This window comes from Pantoea sp. SM3 (assembly GCF_000963995.1).
GTDB lineage: Bacteria > Pseudomonadota > Gammaproteobacteria > Enterobacterales > Enterobacteriaceae > Pantoea > Pantoea rwandensis_B.
This window is the reverse complement of the sequence record NZ_JZRD01000017.1, coordinates 11,928-38,926: the sequence shown is the minus strand read 5'-3', so window position 1 is coordinate 38,926 and position 26,999 is coordinate 11,928. Positions and strand designations below refer to the sequence as shown.

General features: G+C 52.7%; 26 protein-coding genes. 18 read left to right on the top strand and 8 right to left on the bottom strand.

The genetic code is table 11. The features are described 5' to 3' along the window. Positions 1-7 precede the first annotated feature (7 nt). Positions 8-1,219 (bottom strand): diguanylate phosphodiesterase, encoded by a 1,212-nt coding sequence (locus VI01_RS10945; RefSeq protein WP_045815126.1) that lies wholly within the window; start codon positions 1,217-1,219, stop codon positions 8-10. A 247-nt stretch (positions 1,220-1,466) separates the two neighbouring features. On the opposite strand from VI01_RS10945, the gene VI01_RS10940 reads away from it, so the two are divergent. Continuing rightward, the gene (locus VI01_RS10940) at positions 1,467-1,715 is read left to right on the top strand and encodes a hypothetical protein (protein ID WP_038646357.1); all 249 of its coding nucleotides are present in this window, start codon (positions 1,467-1,469) and stop codon (positions 1,713-1,715) included. A 57-nt stretch (positions 1,716-1,772) separates the two neighbouring features. Here the strand turns inward: VI01_RS10940 and VI01_RS10935 are convergent, their stop codons facing one another. Continuing rightward, positions 1,773-2,420: a S24 family peptidase gene (locus tag VI01_RS10935; protein ID WP_052696996.1), complete on the bottom strand. Its 648-nt coding sequence runs from the start codon at positions 2,418-2,420 to the stop codon at positions 1,773-1,775. A 142-nt stretch (positions 2,421-2,562) separates the two neighbouring features. Here VI01_RS10935 and VI01_RS10930 point away from each other — a divergent pair, with 142 nt between their 5' ends. The 4 genes from VI01_RS10930 to VI01_RS10915 all read left to right on the top strand — a co-directional run bounded on the left by VI01_RS10930 (position 2,563) and on the right by VI01_RS10915 (position 4,422). Beyond that, entirely contained in the window at positions 2,563-2,952 is a 390-nt protein-coding gene (locus VI01_RS10930; RefSeq protein WP_034824400.1) for a hypothetical protein, read from the top strand. Beyond that, positions 2,933-3,262, top strand: a complete 330-nt coding sequence (locus VI01_RS10925; RefSeq protein WP_045815125.1) for a hypothetical protein — start codon at positions 2,933-2,935, stop codon at positions 3,260-3,262. Before VI01_RS10930 ends, VI01_RS10925 begins: the two co-directional genes overlap by 20 nt. Positions 3,263-3,344: 82 nt before the next feature. Then, complete coding sequence (locus VI01_RS10920; protein WP_156149351.1) at positions 3,345-4,028, top strand: hypothetical protein; 684 nt, start codon at positions 3,345-3,347, stop codon at positions 4,026-4,028. Between the two features lie 127 nt (positions 4,029-4,155). Continuing rightward, positions 4,156-4,422 (top strand): hypothetical protein, encoded by a 267-nt coding sequence (locus VI01_RS10915; RefSeq protein ID WP_038646362.1) that lies wholly within the window; start codon positions 4,156-4,158, stop codon positions 4,420-4,422. 19 nt (positions 4,423-4,441) lie between these two features. On the opposite strand, the gene VI01_RS10910 is transcribed toward VI01_RS10915, so the two are convergent. Then, positions 4,442-4,681, bottom strand: coding sequence for a DinI-like family protein (locus VI01_RS10910; RefSeq protein ID WP_038646364.1), 240 nt, complete (start codon positions 4,679-4,681; stop codon positions 4,442-4,444). Positions 4,682-4,850: 169 nt separating this feature from the next. Here VI01_RS10910 and iraP point away from each other — a divergent pair, with 169 nt between their 5' ends. After that, a complete protein-coding gene (gene iraP / locus VI01_RS10905; protein ID WP_038646367.1) occupies positions 4,851-5,144 on the top strand; it encodes an anti-adapter protein IraP in 294 nt (97 codons plus the stop codon). Between the two features lie 196 nt (positions 5,145-5,340). Here the strand turns inward: iraP and VI01_RS10900 are convergent, their stop codons facing one another. Next, positions 5,341-5,664 carry a DUF6388 family protein gene (locus tag VI01_RS10900; protein ID WP_034824381.1) on the bottom strand — a complete coding sequence of 108 codons (324 nt, stop codon included), beginning with the start codon at positions 5,662-5,664 and terminating at the stop codon, positions 5,341-5,343. A 148-nt stretch (positions 5,665-5,812) separates the two neighbouring features. Here VI01_RS10900 and yedD point away from each other — a divergent pair, with 148 nt between their 5' ends. Continuing rightward, positions 5,813-6,280, top strand: coding sequence for a lipoprotein YedD (yedD, locus tag VI01_RS10895; protein WP_045815123.1), 468 nt, complete (start codon positions 5,813-5,815; stop codon positions 6,278-6,280). A 69-nt stretch (positions 6,281-6,349) separates the two neighbouring features. Here the strand turns inward: yedD and fliT are convergent, their stop codons facing one another. Genes fliT through fliD form a run of 3 tightly spaced genes read right to left on the bottom strand, consistent with a single transcriptional unit; the run spans position 6,350 to position 8,550 of the window. Further along, positions 6,350-6,703, bottom strand: a complete 354-nt coding sequence (gene fliT, locus VI01_RS10890; RefSeq protein ID WP_034824376.1) for a flagella biosynthesis regulatory protein FliT — start codon at positions 6,701-6,703, stop codon at positions 6,350-6,352. After that, entirely contained in the window at positions 6,703-7,110 is a 408-nt protein-coding gene (fliS, locus tag VI01_RS10885) for a flagellar export chaperone FliS (protein ID WP_045815122.1), read from the bottom strand. Before fliS ends, fliT begins: the two co-directional genes overlap by 1 nt. Before the next feature lie 12 nt (positions 7,111-7,122). Further along, positions 7,123-8,550: a flagellar filament capping protein FliD gene (gene fliD, locus VI01_RS10880; RefSeq protein ID WP_045815121.1), complete on the bottom strand. Its 1,428-nt coding sequence runs from the start codon at positions 8,548-8,550 to the stop codon at positions 7,123-7,125. 334 nt (positions 8,551-8,884) lie between these two features. Between fliD and VI01_RS10875 the strand changes: the two genes are divergently transcribed. From VI01_RS10875 to VI01_RS10825, 11 genes are all read left to right on the top strand, one after another. Next, entirely contained in the window at positions 8,885-10,171 is a 1,287-nt protein-coding gene (locus VI01_RS10875; RefSeq protein ID WP_045815120.1) for a FliC/FljB family flagellin, read from the top strand. A 201-nt stretch (positions 10,172-10,372) separates the two neighbouring features. Beyond that, positions 10,373-13,888 carry a glycosyltransferase gene (locus VI01_RS10870; protein WP_045815119.1) on the top strand — a complete coding sequence of 1,172 codons (3,516 nt, stop codon included), beginning with the start codon at positions 10,373-10,375 and terminating at the stop codon, positions 13,886-13,888. 224 nt (positions 13,889-14,112) lie between these two features. After that, on the top strand, positions 14,113-15,081 hold the full coding sequence (locus VI01_RS10865) for an HNH endonuclease signature motif containing protein (protein ID WP_038646383.1): 969 nt from the start codon (positions 14,113-14,115) through the stop codon (positions 15,079-15,081). A gap of 143 nt (positions 15,082-15,224) precedes the next feature. Next, positions 15,225-15,947, top strand: a complete 723-nt coding sequence (locus VI01_RS10860; RefSeq protein WP_045815118.1) for an RNA polymerase sigma factor FliA — start codon at positions 15,225-15,227, stop codon at positions 15,945-15,947. A 49-nt stretch (positions 15,948-15,996) separates the two neighbouring features. Continuing rightward, on the top strand, positions 15,997-16,500 hold the full coding sequence (gene fliZ / locus VI01_RS10855) for a flagella biosynthesis regulatory protein FliZ (protein ID WP_034824353.1): 504 nt from the start codon (positions 15,997-15,999) through the stop codon (positions 16,498-16,500). A 131-nt stretch (positions 16,501-16,631) separates the two neighbouring features. Further along, the gene (locus VI01_RS10850; protein WP_045815266.1) at positions 16,632-17,618 is read left to right on the top strand and encodes a D-cysteine desulfhydrase; all 987 of its coding nucleotides are present in this window, start codon (positions 16,632-16,634) and stop codon (positions 17,616-17,618) included. Between the two features lie 143 nt (positions 17,619-17,761). Further along, on the top strand, positions 17,762-18,562 hold the full coding sequence (tcyJ, locus tag VI01_RS10845) for a cystine ABC transporter substrate-binding protein (protein WP_034824352.1): 801 nt from the start codon (positions 17,762-17,764) through the stop codon (positions 18,560-18,562). Beyond that, positions 18,562-19,230 (top strand): cystine ABC transporter permease, encoded by a 669-nt coding sequence (tcyL, locus tag VI01_RS10840; protein WP_045815117.1) that lies wholly within the window; start codon positions 18,562-18,564, stop codon positions 19,228-19,230. Before tcyJ ends, tcyL begins: the two co-directional genes overlap by 1 nt. Continuing rightward, on the top strand, positions 19,227-19,979 hold the full coding sequence (gene tcyN, locus VI01_RS10835; RefSeq protein WP_045815116.1) for an L-cystine ABC transporter ATP-binding protein TcyN: 753 nt from the start codon (positions 19,227-19,229) through the stop codon (positions 19,977-19,979). The genes tcyL and tcyN overlap by 4 nt, the downstream gene beginning before the upstream one ends. Positions 19,980-20,215: 236 nt before the next feature. Next, positions 20,216-21,304: an acyltransferase family protein gene (locus VI01_RS10830; protein WP_045815115.1), complete on the top strand. Its 1,089-nt coding sequence runs from the start codon at positions 20,216-20,218 to the stop codon at positions 21,302-21,304. 409 nt (positions 21,305-21,713) lie between these two features. Further along, positions 21,714-22,796: an acyltransferase family protein gene (locus VI01_RS10825; protein ID WP_045815114.1), complete on the top strand. Its 1,083-nt coding sequence runs from the start codon at positions 21,714-21,716 to the stop codon at positions 22,794-22,796. Between the two features lie 89 nt (positions 22,797-22,885). On the opposite strand, the gene putA is transcribed toward VI01_RS10825, so the two are convergent. Next, entirely contained in the window at positions 22,886-26,830 is a 3,945-nt protein-coding gene (putA, locus tag VI01_RS10820; RefSeq protein ID WP_045815265.1) for a trifunctional transcriptional regulator/proline dehydrogenase/L-glutamate gamma-semialdehyde dehydrogenase, read from the bottom strand. Positions 26,831-26,999 lie beyond the last annotated feature (169 nt).

The following is a 26,999-nucleotide window of genomic DNA, read 5'->3' as shown; positions in this document are numbered from 1 at the left end:
TCTTGAGCTAATTGATCTCTGGCCAGGCGACGGCCGGGAAACCATTTAACAGCGGCCGTGCGAACAGATATCCCTGGAATTGGCTAATGCCCGCTGCCTCCAGCCACATCCACTCTTCGGCTTTCTCCACGCCCTCGGCGATGACCGCAATTTCCAGCGAGTTACAGCACTTAATGATGGCATGCAAAATGGCCTGTTTAGGACCGCTTTTGTGCACATCGCTAATCAACTCACGATCAATCTTAATTTTGTCTGGCTGGAATCGCGATAACAGTGACAGGCCAGCAAAGCCCGCGCCAAAATCATCCAATGCCAGACTGATACCCGCCGATTTCAGTTTACGCACCTGTGCCGCAAACTCATCGGTGCGCGAGATGATCTCATTTTCAGTGACTTCAACAATCACCTGCTCGGGTACCAAACCATTGGCTTCAATCTGCGTCAGCAGAAACTCCACCGCATCAGGAACCGTGACCAAAGACATTGGCAGCAGGTTAATGGAAATACTGTGTTCGCCAATACCTAACTTTTTCGCCAGTTCGAACGCCAGCTTTTTAGACTGAATATCCGCTTGATAAACAGCCTCGCCACCAAAGGCAGAAAAGTACTCGCCAGGTGAACCGCCATTCGGGGTGCGGATTAACGCCTCATATGACGCCACGCGGCGTGCAAACGGATCGATAATCGGCTGAAAGGCAAAGTGGCACTCTTTCAGTGAGTCAATGACTTCATCCTGAAGGGTACGAGAGGGCTCATCCGCAATGAATTCCCAGGTGCTGGCGGCGGGGATTTCAAAGTAGTTCTCTTTATCACGAGCGATTACAAAGGTGCGCAGGAATTGCAATGCGCGATCATCGTAGGTCAGCTGATAGCGCGAGGTGCCTTTGTCTAACACGGCTTGTAGCACCATGGATTTATCATGCTCGCGTAAATCAAACAGCTCCATCCCCACTTTGCCGAAGCGGCGAGCGGGAGCAAAGTCATGCATTAACTCCACCAGATTGTGGTGGCGGGCGTCCTGGCAGATGCGATCATAAATACCCTGTACGGCTTCGCGTGGTCCTTCAAGTAGCTGGAAGAAGTGCAGCCCATCAAAAAGCAGAATGCCTGTGACATCGTGCGAGCTGTTTTTGTTATTCGCTTTTTTCACCATGTCTTCGAGTGTCTTGATAGGAACATGGTCATGGAGGTGGCTGCGATAAATGATGGTGGTAAGCATAGCGATTGTCCGGACAGCTTTTTATTGTGGGGCCTACAGTAGCAGGCTTGGGGCGGGGGCTGTCCACCAATATAGTCCCGGATCGTAGACTATTTTCCAATTAATGAGTTAACCGAAACGGCTAGCGAAACAGCGTCAAATCGAATTGTTAATTAATTGCACCGGGGGAGTATCTACGATAAATAATTTCGATTGAATAGATAAATAAAAAGCGTATCTTGGCCCTCGTTAACCAGAGGTGAGCATAATGTTACGCGACTATTTAAAGATTGATGATAGCGACCGTTTAGTTGAACAGAGCGTATTAAGACTCAACAACCGCGGTCAGGAAGATGTCACTGAATGGCATATTGTTAGCGTAGACGGCAAGCAAAAAGGCAGCGTGACGCTGTTCGATAAGCTCTGCAACCGCCGCTCATATTGCGTTAACTATCGCATTACGCAGAAGGATGTGCACGGGAGGGTTGTCGTCGATCATCTGACCGACGTTTTGTAATAATTGCCGTAGTTTTGCTTGTTTTGACCCGCTCATAGGCGGGTTTTTTGCATTCTGTTACCTGACGCGATAGCGGCGCATTTCCATCATAGTTCCGATTAATTCAATCTTTTTCTCAGACGATGTCTGCACAGGAAAATCCTCATTCAACGGTCGTAACGAGAAAATTTGTTCGTCATGCTGTTCAGTCATCAGGCGATAAATACGTACCAGAACCTCGCCATTGATGTGCGCCAGCACCACATCACCCGGTTGCGGCATAACTGCTGGGTCGAAAATCAGCGTATCGCCGGGTCGGTAGTCAGGTTGCATCGCGGCATCATCCAGAGTGATCGCCAACGCTGATTCACTCAGTTTGCTGTCGCTATAGAGAAAGCGGGTTGCCTGCTGCCGAATCAATAAGCGCTGCTCCTGCATCCATGCTGCCGCTTGTGTCAGAGTGATCAACGGCAGGGCGCTGACGTCACTGACCTTAGATGGGGTGGTAAACACCTCGCCCTCACCATCAATAATCCATGCGGCGGTACATTGCAGCAGTTCTGCCAGCCTTAACAGATTCTCGCCACGCGGGAGGGTCTCATCCTTTTCCCATTGTGAAACAGCAACGTGTGACACGCCAATGCCGATTGCCACTCCCTGCTGTGTAAGCTTCAGGATTTTACGGCGGCTGCGGATGCGCTCACCCACAGATTCTTTTTTCATCATCTTGACAACTCCTCTGTGCTTTACTTAAGTATACTTAAATTCATTAATTAAAGTAAACTTAAATTCTGATGTTGACCGCATCACTGGCAAGGGCGGGCAACATGTTCCTCAGGTGGATCCCTTGCCAGTAGAGAGGTGAGGCATGGAAAGTAGTTTGGTGACCAGCGTCGGTGCGCTGCTTCTCGGTGGCGGTGCGGCAGCTGTGTTCTGGAAACCCTTAATGGCAGGCATCGCGGCCATCGTCACCAGCAATCGCGCCGGCGGCGAGATCATCACCAGCTACAAAGAACAGGTGATGCTTCTCAAAGAGAGCCATGCGCTGATGCGCCAGGAGAATGATGACCTGCGTATTCGCCACGACAAAAACCTGCGGCGCATCTCTTCGCTGGAGACCGATCTACGGCTGATAAAGAACGCGTTGGGTATTCTGTTAGCCACCACGGAATCTGATCATAGCGATAAATTCCGCAGTCAGATCAATCAACTGATCACCACCTTAGAGGAGAGTCGCGATGGTGCAGATAAACAGTGAGTTTTCAGTGCGAGGCCACCGGCGCCAGCTACTGCTTGGCGGCCTGCTACTGATGCTGTCGCTGCTGTGTGTGGCGATGACAATTATGTTCGTGTTCGTGAATAACAGCGCCAATCGCCGGGTGGAAGACATTCGCCAGCAGTACCGTGCGATTTCGGACCGGAGGGAGGCGCGGGTGGCCGAACTGACCAGCCAATTAGTCGCGCTGCAGAAAAAACTCGATGGCTTGCCGGACCGCACTGCGAACAAAACGGCGGACAAAGTGAAGCAGGTTGTGGGGGAGGACGCGCCACCCGAAACGACGCATTAAGGAGGCCATGATGAGTATTACCGAGCGGATTGCAGCCAGCTTCGGCCGACTGCGGTCTTTATTCAGCAAGAAGGAGAAAATTATGAGCGACCAAACTGTAATCGAAAATAGTGCAACAACTGCAACACCGGATGCCAGCACGCTGTCACCGTTAGAGAGTTTTGCTAATGAGGTGGCGGGGAAGGCGGAGAGCAGTGCATCAGCGGCAGATGGCTCAACTTCAGCCGTGAGTAACGCGCCAGGGCAGGACGCCATAGCACCAGTGTTAAGCAGCGTGCCTGCAACGGATGCTTCAACGACAAACGTGGATAGTGAACCAGCACAGGACGTCTCAACAGCAGCCGTGAGTAGCGTGCCAGCGTCGGATGCTTCTACGCCCGCGGTGAATAGTGTTCCAGCAGCTGACGCTACACTTCCCGCTGTAGACAGTGCGCCTGTCTCTGGCTCCACAACGCCAGCAGTCAATGCTGGCAGCGAGGCACAACCTGCAGCGGCCGTAGCGGATGCAACGGATCTCACCCAGCAGTTGGCCACGCCCGATCCTCTGGCCAACGGTTCTGCCAGCGCCGGGCCTTCATCGGCTTCTACCGTCGGCAATCTGGCTGAGCAGCCTGTAGCAGGAATCATTACGGATGCGGTCAGTCAGGATATCAGCGCTAGCGTGAAGGACTTCACTCAGGCATTCAACTTTGTCGAAAGCGGGGTGGAGAAGTTAGGTACGGCCGCGAAGGATGAGCTGATTGCCCTCGCGCGCAAGTATCTTTAATCCTGTGGCGGCCTTCGGGTCGCCTTTTCATCTTCCGATTATTCTTAATGCGGTCTCGCTATTTTCTACTAACTTTAATCATTCAGACGTTATTTAAACGGGTTTAATTAGCGAAAAGGAAGATAGCATGAGTGATACAGAGGCAATCAAAACCAAAACTGACTACCTGCGTGATGTCACCTCCCAGTTAAAAGAGATGCGTCACTATGCGCAGACTAATACTGAGACGCTATCCAGCCACTGGTTGGCATTTGATGCAGGCGAGTACAAAGATAAAGAGTATGCGGGACGTTTTGACACGCTGCTCAACAAGCAGGGACAGCTGTTAGATGATATTGAGCTGGCGATTCAGGATTTAGAGATCGCCATCAATCACAGCGAGCAAGAAGGCTAAGTTCCCCCGCGCTGGTGGCTTAATCGGCCACCAGCCACATCTCGGCTTCATCAAACATCTCTTCAACAATACGCGCTACGGTTGCTTTATCGTTCTTACTTAAATCGGTATCGATAGCGTTGCGTTCCATCGGCTTAACGCGCACCTCAATCTCTGGGAAGACGCGTTGCACGCGTTTCTCAAGCTCCTGCAAAATCATCTCACGCGCGCCCGGCAGACCGGCAACGTTGCGTTTATCGTAAATCAACTCCACAAACATTAGGGCATTCCATTCATCAAGCGGGTGCGCCATATTACTGTAAATAAAAACAGTGGCAAGTGATGAACCGTTGCGCCGCGAAAATTTTTTGTTTCTGGCAAGCGCAGCACCACATTTGCGTTGATACTCAACAGCGTTACACAGGGAAATGGACTTATGAGGGGGTAATATGCGGCAACTGGTGATCGATATTCTGCTGAAAATGGCAAAGATGGATACGGATGCAAAAGAACTGGTGGCACAGGTGGAGGCACAATCACTGCTGCTGGCGGCATTATTGATTCAGGCTAAAGAGGATAATTCGCTGACCATCACGGAAACCGTGCAGGACGCCATCGTTACCGCATCGCGTTCTGGCGAGTTGTTTCTACAGTCAGACGTGGATCTGCTATTGACGCACATTAACCGCCTGCTAGCCGTTGCGCGTTATGTCGAAGTGAAGGGAGTCGAGCGAGAAGGATAGGGGAAAAATACGACCTCTGGAGGGGAAATCCAGCAACTCCTCCAGAGGCGGCGCAATAGCACCTTCGTTCAAGGACAATCTACGACCGAAGCCGTCAGATACAAGTTATACAACTTCTGCTGACTTGTACAACTTTTTCCTTGCCGATTTGTGTGGTTGGAGGTGTGCTTGAGATATATTTTTAGGGCCGCTGCGCTTAAAGTTCGTTCTTGATGCAAAACTCTTCCCACGTCATGCCGAGCGCTTCCGCATGTGATTTCAGGTAAGTTTCAATGGCTTCAGCCGCAACCGCTTTATCAGGCTCTGCCAGTTGAATAGAAAACAGCATGCCATCCAGCTTTTTCTGGCGTAAGAATGCCGCATAAATGCGCTCAGCGTGCCACTCGCGCAGTTGGCGCAGTGACAAGTTGGCCGCGCGTGCGTCGCTCTCGGTCAGTTCATCCAGCGCGGCTTGAAAATCGGCGTGCGCGGCAAAAAACATCGTGCGTGCCTGGGCGTAATACTCTTCTGGGGTTTTCATGCGAATTTCCTGCTTATCGACTTGCGCGCTAGTGTAACGTGCGCGAGCCGTATTGTCAGGCTCAGCCGGGTTTTCACCGAGATTCCTTGCGTAACTTACGCGAAAAATTATAACGTAGCCGCCATTGAGGCGAGTGTAGGGACCAGGAATGAAAAAGTGGATGGTATTGGCCGCGCTGGGCTTGAGCGGATGTGCGCAAATCAGCAATTACGATGAAGCGGTAAAAACCCCGGCACCAGTGGAACTGCAAGGTAACTGGCAGACTGTCGGACCGCAGAGTAAGTTGATCAGTGGCCAGGCGATGGGCAGCCTGATCATTGGTGCAGAAGGCGACACGCTGGATTGCCGCCAGTGGCAGCGCGTGATTGCCAAGCCAGGCAAGTTAACCCGCCTGAGCGATGAGTGGGTCAACGTGACGCGTCAGGTGCGCGTCATGCCGATAACGCTGGAGAACGGTGAACTGCGTTATGACGGCTTGCGCATGCGTAAGGTCGATCAACCCACCGTTGAGTGCCAGCAGGCGCTGGGGCAGGTGGCGAAGCGTCCGAAGGACGCAGTGATTCAGGATATTCAGCCGCAGATTATGGAGCCGGTGTCGGTCCCTGCGCAGAAGTGATGCCGAAAGCAAAGCATAAAAAAACGGGTGAGCATTAGCTCACCCGTTTCTCATTCAGCCCGCCGCGCATTAATTCTGCGGCAGATACACATTACCTTGCTTGCCGTAAGCACTCATCACCGATTTCTGCTTCGATGACTGACCCACCAGTTGCGTCAGCTCGTCCATACGCAATTTCAACAGACGTTTGACTTCACTCTCATTGTCGAGGATATGGCGTAGTACCGGACGCAGTTGGTCCTGCAACTGGCTGGAGGGCGGCGCCGCTTCGGTCGAGCGGGCCAGAGTTTGCACCGCACTGACGTAATCCACTTCCTTTGTAATCAGGTCATCCCATTCGCCGTCTGCGGCCAGGCGCAGCATTCCATGGCTGAGATCGAGTAACTGCTGGTAAACGGTAATCAGATGCGGTGCGTTATTCATTAAACGGCGTCCTGAAGGTGTTGAGGTTGTGCGACTTCTTTCCAGGCGTCAGCGATATTACGCAGAAGACCTTCGACTTCTTCGATGGCTTCTACATCATTACGCAGGTTTGCCTGCAGCAGACGGCGGACCATATAGGCGTAGAGCCCCACCAGATTATCGGTGAGCTCATCGCCTCTCCCTTCCACCAGACCCTGCTTAAGTCCGTTTTCGATGATGTTGATCGCTTTCGACAGCGATGAACCTTTGCCTTCAATATTGCCATCCTGCAAAAACAGGCGGGCACGTACCAGCGCGCTGAGCGCGCCGTCAAACAGCATGGAGACCAGCTGCTGCTGGTTGGCGCTCATGACAGCGCTCTCCACACCAATTTTTGCATAGGCTTTAGTGCCATTTGCGCTGTACATGATCACTCCTTATTACGATGAGCTGCTGGAGCTAGAGCTGCTTGATGACTCGAACTGTTGTGTCAGATAGCTACTGGTTTGGTTCAGCGAGCTCATCAAAACGTCGAGCTGAGTAAATTGCGTTTTGTAGCGCGCCACCATGTTATCAATGCGAGTGCTCATTTCGTTGTACTGGTCGGTCAGCTGGTTCAGCGTCTTACTGACGCCATCGGTAGCCGCCTGCACAATACCGGTGCTTGACAGCCAGCCGGTCAGATTAGTCGCAATGGTGGTGGTGATACCGGTGGTCTTACCGTCACCGACAATCATCTCTTTCACGCCATCCGCATCGCTGCTTAGTGCGGTTTCTAACTTGTCTGAATCCAGTTCCAGTGAACCGGTGGTCGGGTCAGTGGTGATACCAATCTGCGCCAGGGTTTTATAGGTAGAAGAGCTTTGCGCATTAGTCAGCATGCTTTTCAGCTGAGTCTGGATGGTACGCAGCGTGCTGTCGCCAACTAAAGCACCGTTGCTGGAATCCTGAGAGTCAGCACCGACATCCACCGCGGTGTATTTGGTCAGGGTATTGAACTGATCCAACAGGGTGTTGTAGGCATCGGTCCAGGTCTTGATGGCACTTTCAGCTTTCGACGTGTCTTTGGTGATGGTCAGCGTCTGGTTACCGCTGGTGGTGTCATTGAGATTGAGAGTGATGCCTTCCAGCGCATCGCTGATGGTATTGCTGCTGTTCTCAATCTCGACATTGTTCACTGTCAGTTTGGCATTTTGCGCAGTGACGCTTTCGGTCATTGCGTTGCTGCTGGCGGTTGAGTCGTAACCCACGATGCCCTGCAGGGTATCGTCGCCGGTGACCTTAATTGAACTTACTGCGTTATCACTGCCAGTTTCACTTGAAGTCAGTGATAAACGGTAGCTGCCATCGCCCACTTTGATAATGGTGGCTGAGACGCCCGCATCAGCGCTGTTGATCGCATCGCGCATACCAGTCAGCGAGGTTTGATCGCTGGTCAGGGTGATGTCTTTGCTGGTGCCATCCTTCAGCGTGATGCTCAAGGTGCGGCTGCTGGCAGAACTGTCACCCAATGCGGTGGTGTTGCTGGTTTGTACCGCTGAAGTCAGGGTCTGTGCCTGTGCCAGCTGCGAAACGCTAATAGTGTATTTACCGGCAACGACAGTGCCAGATGTTGTTGCACTGAAAGCGCTTGAGCTGCTAGAGGCAGACGTAGCTGAGAATAAATCGGCACTGTTTAACGCGGTATTGGCTGTCTGGAACGTGGACAGAGAGCTTTTCAGCGTCGCGTACGCACTCAGCTTAGCGGTATACGCCGTTTGCTGAGTAGAGATAGGGGTTAGAGACGCTTTCTCAGCTGTAGTCAGGTTATCCAGAATAGTACTTAAGTCGAGTCCTGAACCGATACCGAGGGTAGAGATACTAGCCATGTTGTTTCCTTTTATACCGACACGGAGAGTGAATACCGGGGTTATCGGCTCTTAATAGGCAAAGTTTAAAATTATTTACCTGCGAGTGATAAAGCGAATAAGGCATATAGAGAAGGGTAATTCCAACGCTAGAAAAGTATTGGGTTTGCACTAAAGATGTGCGAGGTGAGGGCGATAAAGATAAGCGTGACAGGTTGAAGAGAAAAATTTCGCCTGGTACTAAAAAATCTCTAAAGGTTGTTTAAGCACAGACGATAACAACTTTGACGGCGCTGAAGCCGGCGGGTTGAAGCCCAAACCATAACCAAAGACTTGATTAATAGGAACTTAAACCATGGCTCAAGTAATTAACACCAACAGCCTCTCGCTGATCACCCAGAACAACATCAACAAGAACCAGTCTGCTCTGTCTACTTCTATCGAGCGTCTGTCTTCTGGTCTTCGTATCAACAGCGCTAAAGATGACGCTGCTGGTCAGGCAATTGCTAACCGCTTCACCTCTAACATCAACGGCCTGACTCAGGCTGCTCGTAACGCCAACGACGGTATCTCTGCTGCGCAGACGACTGAAGGCGCACTGTCAGAAATCAACAACAACTTACAGCGTGTTCGTGAACTGACTGTACAGGCACAGAACGGCACCAACTCTGATTCTGACCTGTCTTCAATCCAGGACGAAATCAAATCACGTCTGGACGAAATTGACCGTGTATCTGGTCAGACTCAGTTCAACGGCGTGAATGTACTGGCTAAAGACGGCACCATGAAAATCCAGGTGGGTTCAAATGATGGCGAAACCATCTCTATCGACCTGCAGAAAATTGACTCTACTACTCTGGGCCTGAAAGGCTTCTCAGTAGATGGCAACGCTCTGAAACTGAGCGACACCATCACTAAAGTGGGTGATGCTTCAACGGGTTCAATGGCTAACGTTGACCTGTCTGCTGTTGCAACTGACTTGGGTGTGGATGCAAGCGGCCTGTCACTGCACTCAGTGTTGGATGCAAGCGGCGCAGCAACCTCTACTTACGTTGTTTCTTCAGGCGATGACAACTACGCAGTATCTGTAGGTTCAGGCGGCGCAGTTACCCTGAACAAAACTGAAGTTGATTATACTGACAGCGAAAATGGTGTTACCAGTGGTGTGATGACCGGTATTGCCATCAAAGTTGGTGCTGATGCCAGCGGCAACGCAGTCGGCTTCGTGACTGTGCAGGGTAAAAACTACAATGCGGATACCGGTGCACTGGCTAACAGCGGTGACACAGCTAACAGCGGCACCAGCAGCGACGTGGGCGATATCTCTAGCAGCGCCAACGCCAATGTGTATAGCGGCGCTTCAACTAATGACCCATTAGCGCTGTTGGATAAAGCTATCGCGTCTGTTGATAAATTCCGTTCAAGCCTGGGTGCGGTACAGAACCGTCTGGATTCTGCTATCACCAACCTGAACAACACCACCACTAACCTGTCTGAAGCACAGTCTCGTATTCAGGATGCTGACTACGCAACTGAAGTTTCAAACATGTCTAAAGCGCAGATCATCCAGCAGGCGGGTAACTCAGTGTTGGCTAAAGCTAACCAGGTTCCACAGCAGGTTCTGTCTCTGCTGCAGGGCTAATAAGCCTTACAACCCCTTAAAAGTTTCATTTTACGCAACCCTTCTGACCCCTGGTCAGAAGGGTTTTTTTATGGGTATGAATACCCCAAATTTGCTTGCTTGATTGGCCGATTGATTCCGCTACAGCTTTATATTATGGGCAAAACTGTATTGACCTGTCGCCATGAGCAGCTGACAGGTACCCTGGGAGACAGATAGGTTATGACGCAAAATGCATTAGTCACCATTATTATTAATGCCCAAATACCAACGTGGTTTGCCGAGGCGTTAGACAGTGCTCTGGCACAAGATTATCCATCCTGCGAGATCATCATCGCAGACTGTAGTGGTGATAAATATATCACTGAGTTGTTACAGCCCTATCTGGCCCAGCCTGGGTTTACCCTGCGCCATATAACCTATGACGTTGATTACCCTAAGTTATATGAAGAGGTGATCGCTGCGGCTGAGGGCACCTATATTAAGTTCATGACCGATGCTGAGCGTCTGGCACCGAACTGCGTTAGCCAATTAGTCGCCACCATGGAGGCGCATTTTGATTGTGTGGTGGCCGCCGCTAAACGTGAACGTATTAATGCGCTCGGCGTCCCGCTGCCTGATCTGATCGCCACAGCTGCGTTTACCCGTGAGCCGTCGATGATCAATGGGCTAGACTTCTTGCGTTATCAAACCACGCTGCATTTTAACCTGATTGGTGAGTTGACGGCTGCACTGTTTCGGCGTGAAGACCTGCTGGCAATCCACAGTGAAGAACAGCCATTGACCCATCTTAATGGTGAAGAGATGCCAGGGGTGCAGTCGCTGGTGATCTACAGCAAATTGCTGGCGAAAGGCCATTTGGCTTATCACCCGCTGGCATTATGCTCAATCCGCGTTTCCGATGTTTATACGCAACCTCAGCAACATGAGGGACGTGAACACATTATTGTCAAACGTGAAGCCGTATTTGATGCGCTACGCTGCAAAGAGTGGTATTCGCAGCAGCAAGGGGCGTTAAATATGGTAAATATTGCCCCGTTAGAGGAGCCGAATAATTTAACCCGGCAAAATTTGAGTGCCATTCAGCACAGCAACCTCAATCTTAACGCATTACAACACTGGCAGGGTGCGCGTAAATTATTACCCTTCCAGCAGGATTATCTGCAAAGTCAGCTACCAGAAAATGGCGAGTTTACCAGCCTGGCGGTAGTGATCACCGCCTGGGCGGGGCAAGAAGATAAACTAGCCAAAACCCTTGCCTCTTTGCCTGCCAGCCAAGGGCCATTGCAAATTCACCCGCTGGTGATTGGCAATGCACAGGGAGCGCATTACCAGACAAATACGCCGGTTGAACGTATTGCCGTCATTAATCATCTGACTCAAGAGCATCACCCTAATTGGTTCATGTATGTCGAAGCCGGCACTGAATTCCAGTCTTCTGGAGTCATCGCATTAGCCGCCAGTTTGTTTAATGCCGGTGAAGTGCTGGCACTGTATGCCGATGAGTTTTTCTACATTGATGGCCAACCTAACGGCACTGCATTCCGCCCGGACTTCAACCTTGACCTGTTATTTAGCTCGCCTAAAACCATGTCCCAGCATTGGTTGTATCGCCGTGAGCTGTTATTGGCCGCTGAAGGACTGGATGCAGCATATCCCGCAGCTGCGGAACTGGATTTAATCGTTAAATTGATTGAATCGCAGGGATTTGGTGTCATTGGACATTTAAGTGAACCGCTATTACTGGCACCACTGCGTGGGCGCACAGCAACTGAAGATGTCGCTATCATTGAGCGACATTTGCAGCATCGTGGTTATCCCAATGCCCAAATAGCACTCGACAACTATTACAACTATCGCTTGCGTTACGAGCATGGCGTGCAGCCTAAGGTCACCCTGGCGATTCTGGCAAACTGGCATCTGCCATCGTTGCTGAGTTGCGTGACGACAGTGTTAGAAAAAACCAGTTATCACCATTATGAAATCGTCATTGTGGTGGATAACCAAACTTCACCAGAGCGTGAAAGCTGGTTACAAGGCATCAGTGCGATTGATGAGCAACGCATCCGCGTCGTGCAATATGATGGTGAGTGGCAGCAAGCGGAAATGGCAAACCTCGCCGCAGCTCATGCGAAGGGTGATTACCTTGCGCTACTCCATTGCGAGCTGGCAGTAACTGACGGTGAATGGCTCAGCAATCTGCTCAACCATGCGCAGCGGCCTGAAGTGGCGATTGTGGGTGGTAAGCAATTAATGGCGGGCAATAAAGTCCGTCATGCAGGCTACCTGCTTGGAGTTAATGGCGCTGCCAGCGATGCGTTCCGCGGAATGGACGATGCTCAACCAAGCTATTTGGGCCGATTGCATACCGACCAAAACTACAGCGCGGTGTCCGGCGATTTTATGCTGGTAAGAAAAGCCGTGTTTGATGAGTTGGGTGGCTTCGACAAAAGCATGACGTTGTTTGCTGATGTGGATTTTTGCCTGCGCGTGCGTGAAGTCGGCTATATGACCGTCTGGACGCCATATGCGCGTATTCTGCGCCCGGCCGCCCGGCAGAACCCGTTCCAGGGCGCAAGCGTACACAACACGGGTCGTTTGAAACAAATTGAAGAAGACAAAATCTTCACCCGCTGGATGCCGATTGTCGCGCACGATCCTGCGTTTAACGCTAATTTGTCATTGAAGAGCCGTCATTTCGATGTCAATAAACACAGCAACTTAAGCTGGCGCCCGGTTGAGCGTCCAGGATTGCCAGTGATAATGGCACACAATGCTGATGTTGCGGGTTGCGGATATTACCGTGTCATCACGCCATTAGAGGCGATGCAGGCCGAGGGTATTGCTGAAGGAAAGACCAGCATCCAGTTACTTAGCCACAGTGAACTGGGTCAATACAAGCCAGACACCTTATTGATTCAGCGTCGCTATTCACCAGCATTCCAGCAGTGGATCGAGCGAGCTGGTCGTTTAAGCGATGTGTATAAAGTATTTGAACTCGATGACTACATCTTAAACGTGCCGATGAAGCACTATCGACGCGGGGATTTCCGCCAGGAAATCGCCGGTCAACTCAGAAAAACATTGAGTTATTTCGACCGCTTTGTGGTCTCCACGCACCCTCTGGCGGAAGCCTTGGGTGATATGCATGACGACATCGTGGTGATGCCAAATCGCCTGCCTGTCAACTGGTGGGGTAATCTGCATAGCCTACGTAATCAAGGGAAGAAACCGCGCATTGGCTGGGCGGGAGGCGCGAGCCATACCGGTGACCTGGAAATGATCGTGGATATTGTCAAAGAGTTTTCCGGTGAGGTTGAATGGGTATTCTTTGGCATGTGCCCTAGGAAATTGAGACCTTATATTGATGAATTGCACTGTGGTGTAGATATCACGCTTTATCCGGCAAAACTGGCGTCGCTGAATCTCGATCTGGCGCTGGCACCGGTTGAAGACAACCTGTTTAACAGTTGCAAAAGTAATCTGCGCCTTATGGAATACGGAGCCTGTGGCATCCCGGTGATTTGCAGTGATGTGGAGTGCTATCGCAACACCACCTTGCCAGTGACGCGCGTGAAAAACCGCTTTAAAGACTGGGTAGATGCGATCCGCATGCATCTCGAAGATAGCGCGCACAGTGAACGTACGGGTCTGGCCTTGCAGGCTGAATTGCGTCGTGACTGGATGTTGACCGGTGACAATTTGCACCAATGGGTAAACGTCTGGACCGGTAAATAAATACGGCAGAATAAACAGGGCCAGCACGGATGCTGGCCCTGTTAGCTGTAGTCAATTTACCCATACTAAATCAAATTCCCTCCCACCCAACAGGGTGATTTCCCCCAGCACCCTATAACCCCAAAAAAGTAACCAACCTGTTACAGTCCCACCTAAAAATGCCGATAACTACCCCAGAATCATTCCCATTTTTTGCACGACTTTTTTCTGTTTCTGGGGTGTCTATGCGCTTCAATTATGACTTGTTACCGGGTGAGCTACTGACCTTCGAAGAGATCGCGTTGCGCTATGCGCAGCAGCATCCTGATGAGAAAGAACTCACCGCCCGCGGGTTGCTGAGCCCGTCGACCAGCTTTCGCAATTTGGTGATCCGCGCGGTGTTCGCGCAGGAAGAGATCAACAGTCCGTTAGAGGATCTGCTGTTCGTCTCTGACGATAACGAGCGCAAAAACTATCTGCGCCGTTTTGAGCACTATCTTAAAAGCCAACAAGCTTTCCTTTATTTCCGCCGTAACGATGAAATAAAGAAGGAAGGGCGCTGGAAGGTGGTGGGTGAAACTCAGGTTTACGCCATGCTGGATCCGAATTCGGCAGAAGCGCAGAACCTGCTCACCAGTCGGGGCTTCAAGCTGGTGTTGATGCGACAGACGGAAGAGGAGGAGTACTGGCAGCTGTTTGATCCCCATGCGCACCCTTGCTTCCCGCTGTCGCGCAAAATTCAGTTTCTGGTGGTGCTGAGTACGCCGCAGCATAAAGTGCCGACGGCGGTGATGCCAGGCGCAGAAGTCGGGCGGCGCGTAAAGGCGAAAGTGTTCCAGCGTGCCAGCCAGGCAGAGTTTAATTCAGCCGTTAAAGCGCGCTATGGCGCCTGTATTATCACCGGCACGCAGCTTACGGAACGTCACAGCTGGCCGTGGGTGGAGGCCTGCTATATCGATACACAGGAAAATGAAGAAGGTTTTCTCGCCGATAACAGCGTCGATAACGGTTTATTCCTGCGCAGCGACTTACAGCGCCTGTTTATCAATAAAATGATAAGCATTAACGCGGAAACCGGACAGGTGCTGTTTAATCCAGCGCTCGAAACTGAAGCGCCGATAAGCGATTTTTATCAGACACTTGAGGGCAAAACCTGTGCTCTGTGGGACGCCGTGCCGCCTGGCACGCGGCTAAGGCTGAAAAACCTGCGCTAAAGAAACCACCGATGGCGGTGCTTTCCACCGCCATCCATAACAAATTTGAAATAACCTCGCTTTTGCCCGCCTATTCTGCCAATCGAAACCCCTACAGAATTGGATAATCATGCCGATAACTTTATTAACGCAGGGTAGTCACCGTGAACGATCTCTATACGCCCGAAGGCGTGATGGATAAACATTCGCTCTGGCAGCGCTACGTTCCTCTGGTGCGACACGAAGCGTTGCGCTTGCAGGTACGTCTGCCAGCCAGCGTTGAGCTTGACGATCTGCTGCAGGCCGGTGGCATTGGTTTATTAAATGCCGTGGAGCGCTACGACGCGCTGCAAGGCACCGCCTTTACCACTTATGCCGTGCAGCGTATCCGGGGCGCAATGCTGGATGAACTGCGCAGCCGCGACTGGGCACCTCGCAGCGTGCGTCGTAATGCGCGCGAAGTGGCCGGTGCGATGCATCAGGTAGAACAAGCGTTGGGGCGCTCGGCTACTGAGCAGGAAGTGGCTGAACAGTTGAATGTTTCGCTGGAAGAGTATCGGCAGATTCTGCTCGATACCAATAACAGCCAACTCTTCTCCTACGACGAGTATCGGGAAGAACACGGTGACAGCGCGGAGCTGGTGACGGATGGGCATGAAGAAGCCAACCCGCTTCATCAGTTAATGGAAGGAAGCCTGCGTGATCGCGTGATTGAAGCCATCGAGGCATTGCCCGATCGTGAAAAATTAGTGCTCACACTGTACTACCAGGAAGAACTGAACCTGAAAGAGATTGGCGCAGTGCTGGAAGTGGGGGAATCCCGCGTCAGTCAACTGCACAGTCAGGCGATTAAACGCCTGCGTGCCCGGTTAGCGGGGGCGCGCTGACAGACTCAGTACCTGGCATCGAAAAAATAAAAATACCGGGGACTCAGCAATGGGAGCCAAAGCCAAAGCCAGACCTTTAAGTCGTTATCTTAAAGACTATAAACACAGCCAAAGCAACTGTTCACATTGTGGCAAAGTTTTAGATCGTATGGCGTTAGTGTTTCGTGGACAGATCATCAATAAAGAGGCCATCGCGCGGATGGACCAGATGATTGATGACCAGGTATGGATGAAACTCCAGCCGGAACTGACCGCGTTATGTCGTTTCTGCAGCGATATTTTTTGTAATACCCATCCTAATTACTTCGACATTATGGCGTTCAAACAGTATCTGTTTGAGCAGACCGAGATGAGTCACAGCACCATTCGCGAGTATGTGGTGCGGCTGCGTCGTCTTGATGACATGCTGAAAGCGAAAAATTTCCCGGCCGACAGATTACGGGGCAACAGCTGGCATGAATGTCTGGAAAACGATTTGCCGGATGCGGGTAACAACAATTACCGCATCGCACTGCGTAAATATGACCAGTTTTTAGGCTGGCAGCAGGGCTGATTGTGATCCTGCCCTTGTTGTTGCTGAGCATAGCAGCAACAGGGGCCGCACTCGCAGAATTCCGGGTGCGACTTTTCTCATCTTCTGCAACACTGTATGGATAATTGCACATTGCCCGAATGGAGGCTGCATTGTCTTTACATCTCTTGCACCAGTTCCCACGTCTTGAATTACTCGGTGCACCTACGCCGCTTGAGCATCTGCCACGGCTTTCTGATTATCTCGGTCGCGATATCTTTATCAAGCGCGATGACTTCACGCCTGTGGCGATGGGCGGCAACAAACTGCGCAAACTCGAATTCCTGGCGGCCGATGCGCTGCGCGAGGGCGCGGATGTTCTGCTGACGGCGGGCGCGATTCAATCCAACCATGTGCGCCAGACGGCGGCGGTGGCGGCGCGTCTTGGCCTTAAGTGTGTGGCGCTGCTGGAAAATCCGATTGGCACCACCTCAGAAAACTATCTCACCAACGGCAATCGCCTGATGCTCGACCTGATGGACGTCGAGGTGGTGCTGGTCGATGCGTTGCACAATCCCACTGAACAGCTGGCCGAACAGGCTGAACGTCTCGAAGCCCAGGGTTTCCGTCCTTATATCGTGCCGGTTGGCGGTTCCAACGCACTGGGCGCGCTCGGCTACGTGGAGTGTGCGCAGGAGATCGCCCATCAAAGCGAAGGCGTGGTGGATTTCGCCGCGGTGGTGGTGGCATCGGGCAGCGCCGGCACCCATGCAGGTTTAGCGGTGGGGCTGGAGCAGTTGCTGCCCAATACCGAGCTGGTCGGCGTGACGGTTTCACGAAAAGTCGACGCGCAGTTGCCGGTGGTAGAGCGCATCCGCAGCGCGCTGGCTGAACAGCTGGAAGTGCAGACGCACGCGCCGATCACGCTTTGGGATGACTATTTCGCGCCGCGTTACGGTGAACCTAATGATGAAGGCATGGAAGCGGTGAAACTGCTGGCGCGTCTTGAAGGCATCATGCTGGACCCGGTCTACACCGGTAAAGCGATGGCCGGATTGATTGATGGCATTGCGCAGAATCGCTTCCGTCGTGAAGGGCCGCTGCTGTTTATTCATACTGGCGGCGCGCCTGCGTTATTTGCTTATCATCCTTCGGTCTAAGGCTAAGATAAAAAAGGTTTATAATCCGGCAGCTGTTGTTCTGGCCTGAAATGGGCCTGAATGCAGCGCCAATAACGAAAAGGCGGCAAACCCCGGTTTCGCTGCCTCATAGCACACAACACATCACAATAAATGGGGTAAACATGGCTTTCTCTCCAATTCGTCGCCAACTGGTGATGGGCATGATGGCGGTCGCGCTGGTCGCGGGCGTTAACGTCAAAACGTTCGCCGCAGAAGATCTGCTGGCACAGGTGAAGAGTAAAGGTGAGCTGCGCGTGGGTCTGGAAGGCACCTATCCGCCGTTCAGTTTCCAGGATGAGAGCGGCAAGCTGACCGGTTTCGAAGTGGAGTTCGCGCAAGAGCTGGCGCAACACCTTGGCGTCAAAGCGGATCTGAAACCGACCAAGTGGGATGGCATGCTGGCGGCACTGGATTCTAAGCGTATCGACGTGGTGATCAATCAGGTAACGATTTCACCTGAGCGTAAGAAGAAGTATGACTTCTCCACGCCATACACCATCTCTGGCGTTCAGGCGCTGACGATGAAGAAAAATGCCGGCAGCATCACCAAGCCAGAGGACCTTTCTGGTAAGAAAGTCGGTGTCGGCCTTGGCTCGAACTACGAACAGTGGCTGCGTGACAACGTCAAAGGGGTCGATATCCGTACCTATGATGATGACCCAACCAAATACCAGGATCTGCGTTCAGGCCGTGTTGATGCCATTCTGGTGGACCGTTTAGCGGCGCTGGATCTGGTGAAGAAAACCGGCGATACCATGGCGGTAGCGGGCCCGGCCTTCTCCCGTCTGGAATCTGGCGTGGCGCTGCGTAAAGGCAATGACGACCTGCTGAAAGCCATTGATGCAGCGATTGCTGATATGCAGAAAGATGGCTCGCTGAGCAAACTCTCTGAGAAATGGTTCGGCGCGGACGTCACTAAATAATGCAGGAAAGCTTACAACTGGTGCTGGATTCAGCACCATTCTTACTCAAAGGCGCGCTGTTCACGCTGCAGCTGAGTATCGGCGGGATGTTCTTCGGTCTGGTACTCGGCTTTGTGTTGGCGTTAATGCGCCTGTCACATTTCTGGCCAGTAAACTGGCTGGCGCGTATCTATGTGTCGATTTTCCGTGGCACGCCGCTGATCGCCCAGCTGTTTATGATCTACTACGGCTTGCCGCAGTTCGGTATCGAGCTGGATCCTATCCCATCAGCGATGATCGGTTTGTCACTCAATACCGCCGCTTACGCCTCTGAATCACTGCGTGGTGCGATTGCTGCCATTGAACGTGGACAGTGGGAAGCAGCGGCCAGTATCGGCATGACGCCATGGCAAACCTTGCGCCGTGTGATCCTGCCGCAAGCAGCGCGCACTGCTTTGCCCCCGCTGGGTAACAGCTTTATCAGCCTGGTGAAAGACACCTCGCTGGCGGCCACCATTCAGGTGCCCGAGCTGTTCCGTCAGGCGCAATTGATTACCTCACGTACGCTGGAAGTGTTCACCATGTATCTGGCTGCCTCGCTGATTTACTGGGTCATGGCGACGGTGCTGTCGGCATTGCAAAATCGCCTGGAAGCGCATGTGAATCGACAGGATCGGGAGGCAAAATGAGTGCGATTGAAGTACGTCAGCTGGTCAAGCAGTTCCACGGCCAGACCGTGTTGCACGGTATCGATCTGGATGTGGCTCCGGGCGAAGTGGTGGCGATTATCGGACCAAGCGGTTCGGGGAAAACCACCTTGCTACGCAGTATCAATCTGCTGGAAGTGCCCGATAGCGGTCGCGTCACGGTGGGTAATATCACCATTGATGCCAGTATCGGGTTTAATAAGCAGAAAGAGCAGGTTCGCCGTTTGCGTCAGCAGGTGGGTTTCGTGTTCCAGAACTTCAATTTGTTTCCGCATCGTTCAGTGCTGGAGAATATCATTGAAGGGCCGGTGATCGTGAAAGGTGAACCGAAAGCGGAAGCCATTGCCCGCGCCCGCAGCTTACTGGAAAAGGTCGGTCTGCACGGCAAAGAGGAGAGTTTTCCGCGTCGTCTGTCCGGTGGACAGCAGCAGCGTGTTGCGATTGCGCGTGCGCTGGCGATGCGTCCGGAAGTGATTCTGTTTGATGAGCCGACTTCGGCGCTGGACCCGGAACTGGTGGGGGAAGTGCTGAATACCATTCGCGCGCTGGCGCAGGAGAAACGCACCATGGTGATCGTCACGCATGAGATGAGTTTTGCGCGTGACGTGGCCGATCGAGCGATCTTTATGGATCAGGGCCGTATCGTGGAGCAGGGCGCAGCGAAAGAGCTGTTCAGCCATCCGCAGCAGGCACGTACCCGGCAATTTCTTGACAAGTTTCTTAACCAATAGTCTCAAGCGTCGTCTGGATCTGACGGCGCTTTCTCTTCTCCTGTCTTAATTACCCCTCTCAGTTTCCTCTGAAAATCGTCAAAAAACGTTTATTTAACTATCTAAAAAATATGACTTTATTGTCTTAGAAATTTGTCAGGCAAGGGGCGAGATGATTTTTAAGACGGCTCTGGTTGAGACATCTTTGTAAATATAAATAATTCTTTACAAATTCATGGCGCAATCAGGATCATAAAATGAGCAATGCCAGAAATGAAGTCCTCTGGATCAACACGCTAAAAGGGGCCTGCATCTTACTCGTGGTGTTGCACCACTCGATCATCACCACTTTCGCTCCCTCCCTGCATCACCTCACGGCCGGCATAGTGCCTGCGCACTGGTGGGTGACTTTCAATACCTATCTTTCTCCGCTGCGTATGCCCGCCTTTTTCTTTGTCTCGGGCCTGCTGGCGGCCAGTTCGATCGTCAAGAAGAGCTGGAAAGAGGTGTTCACCAAGAAGTTCAGCAATATCGTGTATCTCTATTTGCTGTGGGGAGTGATTCAGTGGCTGAGCATTCACTATATCTCCACGCACCTCGGTGAGCGGCTATCCAGCACCAAAAACGCTGCCTATGCCGACACGCCGTTTGAGTTCCTTAAACTGCTGCTGACCTCCATGACCAGCCTGTGGTATCTGTACGCGCTGGCGGGTTTCTTTCTGTTCACCAAGCTGTTCCATCGCCAGAAAATGGCGCTGATGGCACTGGCGATTGTCGCGACCTACGCTGCGCAGTTTAGCCTGATCCCCGGTTGGGGGCCGGCCAGCGTGGCGCAAAACTATCTCTACTTCCTGCTCGGCGTATTCTTCAGCCAGTCTCTGATTGAGATTAGCCAGCTTAAGCGCCAACACTGGCTGCTGCTGGCAGGCATCGCGGTGATTGGCGTGGTGCATCATGTGGGGGGGATCTATAAAAATCCGTTCTACAGTCTGTTGACCATCGTGTTTGGTATCGTTGTGTGCCGTTTCCTCAATGAGCGCCTGAACATGGCGTGGCTGAACTGGATTGGCCGTAACACGCTGCAGATTTATGTCCTGCACCGCATCTTCATTGAGTTGCTGGGACTGAGCGCGATTGCCCTGGCGCTGCATTACGGCTGGTTTGGTCATGCGGCCTTCAGTTGGGCATGGGCGCTGCTGATGCCGATAACGGGCGTGGCGCTCTGCGTGACGATCTCCCTGGCGGTGTGGTCACTGCTGAATCGCGGTCCAGGCAGAATGTTATTCCTCTATCCGCGACTGTTGCGAAAACCCGTGCCAGAGACAAAAGCGGCACCGCTGCAATAATCAAATAGGGCCAGTTTGCTGGCCCTAATTATTTCCGCTTAGCACAATATTAATATCCGCGTTTATCCATCTGCCACATTTCATAATTATCCGAATAAAATTTGATTTTAATTTGGTTTGTTTGTGGTGGATTGCTCTTAATTTCCCTGTATTAATTGCTAACCTTATTTCTCTCGCCATACCCTTAGTGACTCTATTATGGGAAGATATTGTTAGCCTGCTTAGCATTTGATTAATGTCTGGAACTGTAAAGTATTGTTATATCAGGGCCAGTAAAAAACTTTTAGGACTTTCGCTAGAGTCATCCCCCGCCAGCTTGTTTAATAATCGTTGAATAACCAGAAATGCATCATTGTTTATTTCCTCATACTTCTTCTTAAAGACCTACACAGCAGCGGGAGTTAATCATATGAATAACGCCAGGAAAGAAGATATTGCATGGGTCAATACCCTGAAAGGGGCCTGCATATTGCTGGTGGTGTTGTACCACACCGTATTACCCGGATTTGAAGGAACGGTGAAATTATTGACGGCGGGTTGGATACCGGCAGAAATATGGGTGCAGTTTAATACCGTTTTATCTCCGCTGCGTATGCCAGCCTTTTTCTTTGTTTCGGGCTTGCTGGCAACCAACGGGATTCTTAATCGTCCGTGGAAGCAGGTATTTACCAGTCGTATTACCAATCTGTTCTATCTCTATATTTTATGGGGCTTTATTCAGTGGTGGTCGATTGTGGGTATCTCGACAGAGATTACCGGCCAGCGTATCTCACACAATCTGAATGCCGCCTATGCGGGTTCACTGTTTGAGTTCCTGAAGCTGACGTTTATGGCGATGAGCACCTCGTGGTATCTGTACGGACTGGCACTGTATTTCCTGTGTGCGAAGATCTTCCACAAACAGAAAGTGGCGTTGCTGGTGGTTGCGATTGCGCTTAACTACCTGGCGGTGGAGAAGATCATTCCATACTGGGGACCGCAAAGCGTGGCGCAGTACTTCCTGTTCTTCCTGCTGGGCGCGTTCTGGAGCCCGCTGATGCTGCGTATGAGCGAATGGCGTCGTGAAAATCTCGTGCCATGGGCGCTGCTGGCGGCGGTCTCAGGGATTCACATTATCTTCGGTCTGGATAAGAGCCTGTTCCTGTGCATCATCGCGGTGCTGACGAGTGTGGCGGCCTGCCGCTGGCTCAACGCGCACTTTAAGATGACGTACTTTAACTGGATTGGCCGTAACACCCTGCAAATCTACGTGATTCATCGCATTTTCATCGAGTATTTTGGCATGTCAGCGATTCTGTTCGCTCAACGCCATCATCTATTTGACTATGCCTGGTTCTCCATATTGTGGGCGTGTTTCTATCCGGTTGCGATTGTGGGGATTTGCTCGCTGCTGTCGGTGGCGGTGTGGTCTGTCACCAATCGCGGGTTGGGGCAGTCGCTGTTTGTCTTCCCGACCTTGATTGGCATGAAGCGCAACAAGTCTGCGGCGTAAATACAGAGCGTCAAAAAACAACGCCGCAACGAATGGATAAATTCGTCGCGGCGCGTCATGGAAAAGGGCCCGTTTGGGCCCTTATCTTTTTAACCAATGGTCATCAAACTGGCATTACCACCCGCTGCGGCGGTATTCACGCTCAGTGAGCGCTCTATCAACAGACGTTCCAGCAGCAGATTGGTTTCACCACGCGCGAAGCCCTGCACCGAAACAATCGCACCGTCCCGCGCGGCAACCTGCTCGCACAGCACGCGCAATTGATCCGCATCCCCGTGATAGATCACCGCATCAAACCCGGCTGCCAGCACATCTTTCACCAGCACCACGTGTTTTTGTACGGCCGCAGGCAGAGATTTGCGCAGCGCGCGATGCAACTCATCATCCTGCCACAGCGCCTGACTGCCCACGCTGGTCACTGCTGCCAGTTGCGTCAGTGCATCCTGCTCGTTATCCGCAATGCAAAGGACGTGATCGCGCGGCAGAAGCGTGAAGGTGTTACGTTCACCGGTTGGACCCGGCAGCAGTCGCACCGTACCCGCCTGCGCCAACTCGTCATACCGCTGACAGAGTGCCAGCAGCTCAGGTTTATCCTGCGCCCAGCTCTGCAATGCCTGGTGCGCGCTCATCAGCTCAGCACGCACGGAACTGTCAACTGGACGCTCGGCATCCTGACGATCGAAGGTCTTACGCAGTGCATTGTCCGGGCGGTTTGCCAGCAGGCGATAGAGATACAAAGGACCGCCGGCTTTTGGACCGGTGCCCGATAAACCTTCACCACCAAAGGGCTGCACGCCGACAACCGCGCCGACCATATTGCGGTTCACATACAGGTTACCGACCTTCGCACCTGCCGTGACCTGTGCGATGGTTTCATCGATACGCGTATGCACACCCAGCGTCAGACCGTAACCAGAGGCGTTAATCTGATCGATCAGCTGTGGCAGGTTGTTACGCGCATAACGCACCACGTGCAGCACCGGGCCGAACACTTCTTTATCCAGATCGCTGACCTGATCCAGCTCGATTAGGGTTGGTTTGATAAAGGTGCCGCTGGTCCACTCTTTGCTGTCTTGCGGATTGTCCTGCGCCGCCTGATACACGGTGAAACCTTTATTGCGCATCGCCTGAATATGGCGCTCGATGTTGTCTTTGGCTTCGGCATCGATCACCGGGCCGATATCCGTTGAGAGACGTTCCGGATTACCCATGCGGCATTCCGCCATCGCGCCACGCAGCATTTTCAGGGTGTGATCGGCGACATCATCTTGTACGCACAGCAGACGCAGCGCCGAGCAACGTTGTCCGGCGCTGTCGAAGGCGGAGGCAACGATATCGATCACCACCTGCTCAGTCAGCGCCGAGGAATCCACGATCATGGCGTTCATGCCGCCGGTTTCAGCAATCAGCGGCGTTGGGCGACCTTGCGGATCGAGACGACCCGCCAGATTGCGTTGCAGCAGCGTCGCAACGGCGGTGGAACCGGTGAACATCACACCGCGTACTCGCTCGTCACCCGTTAACTGTGCACCGACAGTCTCGCCCTGGCCGGGCAGCAGTTGCAGCACGCCTGACGGCACGCCCGCATCCAGCATGATCTGTACCGCCTGTGTGGCAATCAGCGGCGTCTGCTCAGCGGGTTTTGCCAGCACGCTGTTACCGGCTGCCAGTGCTGCAGCAATCTGACCGGTGAAGATCGCCAGCGGGAAGTTCCACGGGCTGATGCACACCACCGGGCCGAGCGGACGATGGGTTTCGTTATCGAAATCATCACGCACCATACCGGCGTAGTAATAGAGGAAATCGACCGCTTCGCGCACTTCGGCAATGGCGTTGTTGTAGGTCTTACCTGCTTCACGCACCAGCAGGCCAATCAGCTGTTGCATCTGGCCTTCCATCGCTTCGGCAGCGCGCTCCAGAATCGCAGCGCGTTCTTGTGGCGGGGTGGCAAACCAGATTGGACCGGCATTCACTGCGGCATCCAGCGCTTCCGAGACTTCTGCTTCGCTGGCTTCGCGCACGCTGCCCACCACATCGGCTGGTGCAGAAGGGTTGAGTACCGGACGGCTCACGCCGTCACCCAGCTCACCCTCGACCAACGGCTGGGCAACCCATGGCTGACTGGCGCTATTAAGCAGGGCGCTGGAGAGTGACGCCAGACGATGTTCGTTCGCCAAATCCAGACCGGCTGAGTTGGCGCGCTTCTCACCATACAGATCGCGCGGCAGCGGGATTTTCGGATGTGGTAAACCGACTGCGCCTTCGGTCAGCGCCATCTTCTCCACCGCAGAAACCGGATCGGCAACCAGCTCATCCAGCGGCAGGGTGTTATCCGCGATGCGGTTAACAAACGAGGTGTTGGCCCCGTTTTCCAGTAAGCGACGGACCAGATAAGCGAGCAGGGTTTCATGGGTGCCGACCGGTGCGTAGATACGGCACGGACGGTTCAGTTTGCCGTCCGCCACTTTGCCGACCACCTGCTCATACAGCGGTTCGCCCATGCCGTGCAGGCACTGGAACTCGTACTGACCCGGATAGTAGTTATTGCCTGCCAGCTGATAGATCGCTGCCAGCGTGTGGGCGTTATGGGTAGCAAATTGCGGATAGATCAGATTCGGCACCGCCAGCAGTTTGCGGGCGCAAGCCAGATAAGAGATGTCGGTGTACACCTTGCGGGTATAAACCGGATAACCTTCCAGCCCTTCAATCTGCGCGCGTTTGATTTCGCTATCCCAATACGCGCCTTTCACCAGACGGATCATCAGGCGACGGCGGCTGCGTTGGGCAAGATCGATCAGGGAGTCGATCACAAACGGGCAGCGCTTCTGGTATGCCTGAATGACAAAGCCAATCCCGTTCCAGCCGTCCAGTTCCGGCTCGAAGCACAGCTTTTCCAGCAGATCGAGCGAGAGTTCCAGACGGTCTGCTTCTTCCGCATCGATATTGATACCAATGTCGTAAGAGCGCGCCAGTAAGGTCAGTGATTTGAGGATCGGATACAGCTCTTCCATTACGCGCTCATACTGCGCGCGGCTATAGCGAGGATGCAGAGCCGACAGTTTGATCGAGATGCCTGGACCTTCATAGATGCCACGACCATTGGAAGCTTTACCAATGGCATGGATCGCCTGCTGGTAGGACACCAGATAAGCTTTGGCATCGCTGGCGGTCAGCGCCGCTTCACCCAGCATATCGTAGGAGTAGCGGAAGCCTTTCTCTTCCAGCTTGCGCGCATTGGCCAGTGCTTCCGCAATGGTTTCGCCGGTGACGAACTGCTCGCCCATCAGCCGCATCGCCATATCCACACCTTTGCGTATCAGCGGTTCGCCACTCTTGCCAATAATGCGGTTAAGCGAACGCGACAGATTGGCTTCATTGTGGGTCGATACCAGACGCCCGGTAAACAGCAATCCCCAGGTCGCGGCATTGACGAACATCGACGGGCTGCGGCCGAGGTGCGACTGCCAGTTACCGTTACTGATTTTGTCGCGAATCAGCGCATCGCGGGTTGGTTTGTCAGGAATACGCAGCAGCGCCTCCGCCAGACACATCAGCGCCACGCCTTCCTGTGAAGAAAGGGAGAACTCCTGCAACAGGCTTTGCACCATTCCGGCGCGTCCGGTTGCACCTTTTTGGTGCCGCAGCTTATCCGCCAGGCTGTAAGCAAGCTGATGGGTTTTCTCGGCCAGCGGGGCAGGGAGACGCGCCTGCTCCAGCAGCATCGGTACCGCATCGGTTTCCGGACGACGCCACGCAGCGGTGATGGCTGAGCGCGTGACCGACTGCGGCAAAATATGTTCAGCGAAGTCGAGGAAGGGCTGGAATGACTCGTCTGGCGTGCCTTCTTCACTGGCGGCATCGGCAAGCTGCAGGGGAATTTCTGGCAAAGATTCACCGGCTTCCAGCTGCGAAAGGTAGTTAAAAATCGCCTGTTTGATCAGCCAGTGTGGCGTGCGGTCAATTTTACCTGCCGCCAGTTTAATGCGATCGCGGGTGGCTTCATCCAGCTTCACCCCCATGGTGGTGGTTCCCATGATTTCCTCGTCCTCAAAAATATGATTCGACATCAGCGTGGGCTGCACTATCACTCATGTTGCAACTTTGTGCAACCATGTTAAATGTGACCTGAGTTGCACGTTTATCACCGCTTAAAATCAATCTGATGAAAAAGCGGCACAGAACTTGCTGCAAGAAGCTCGCCAA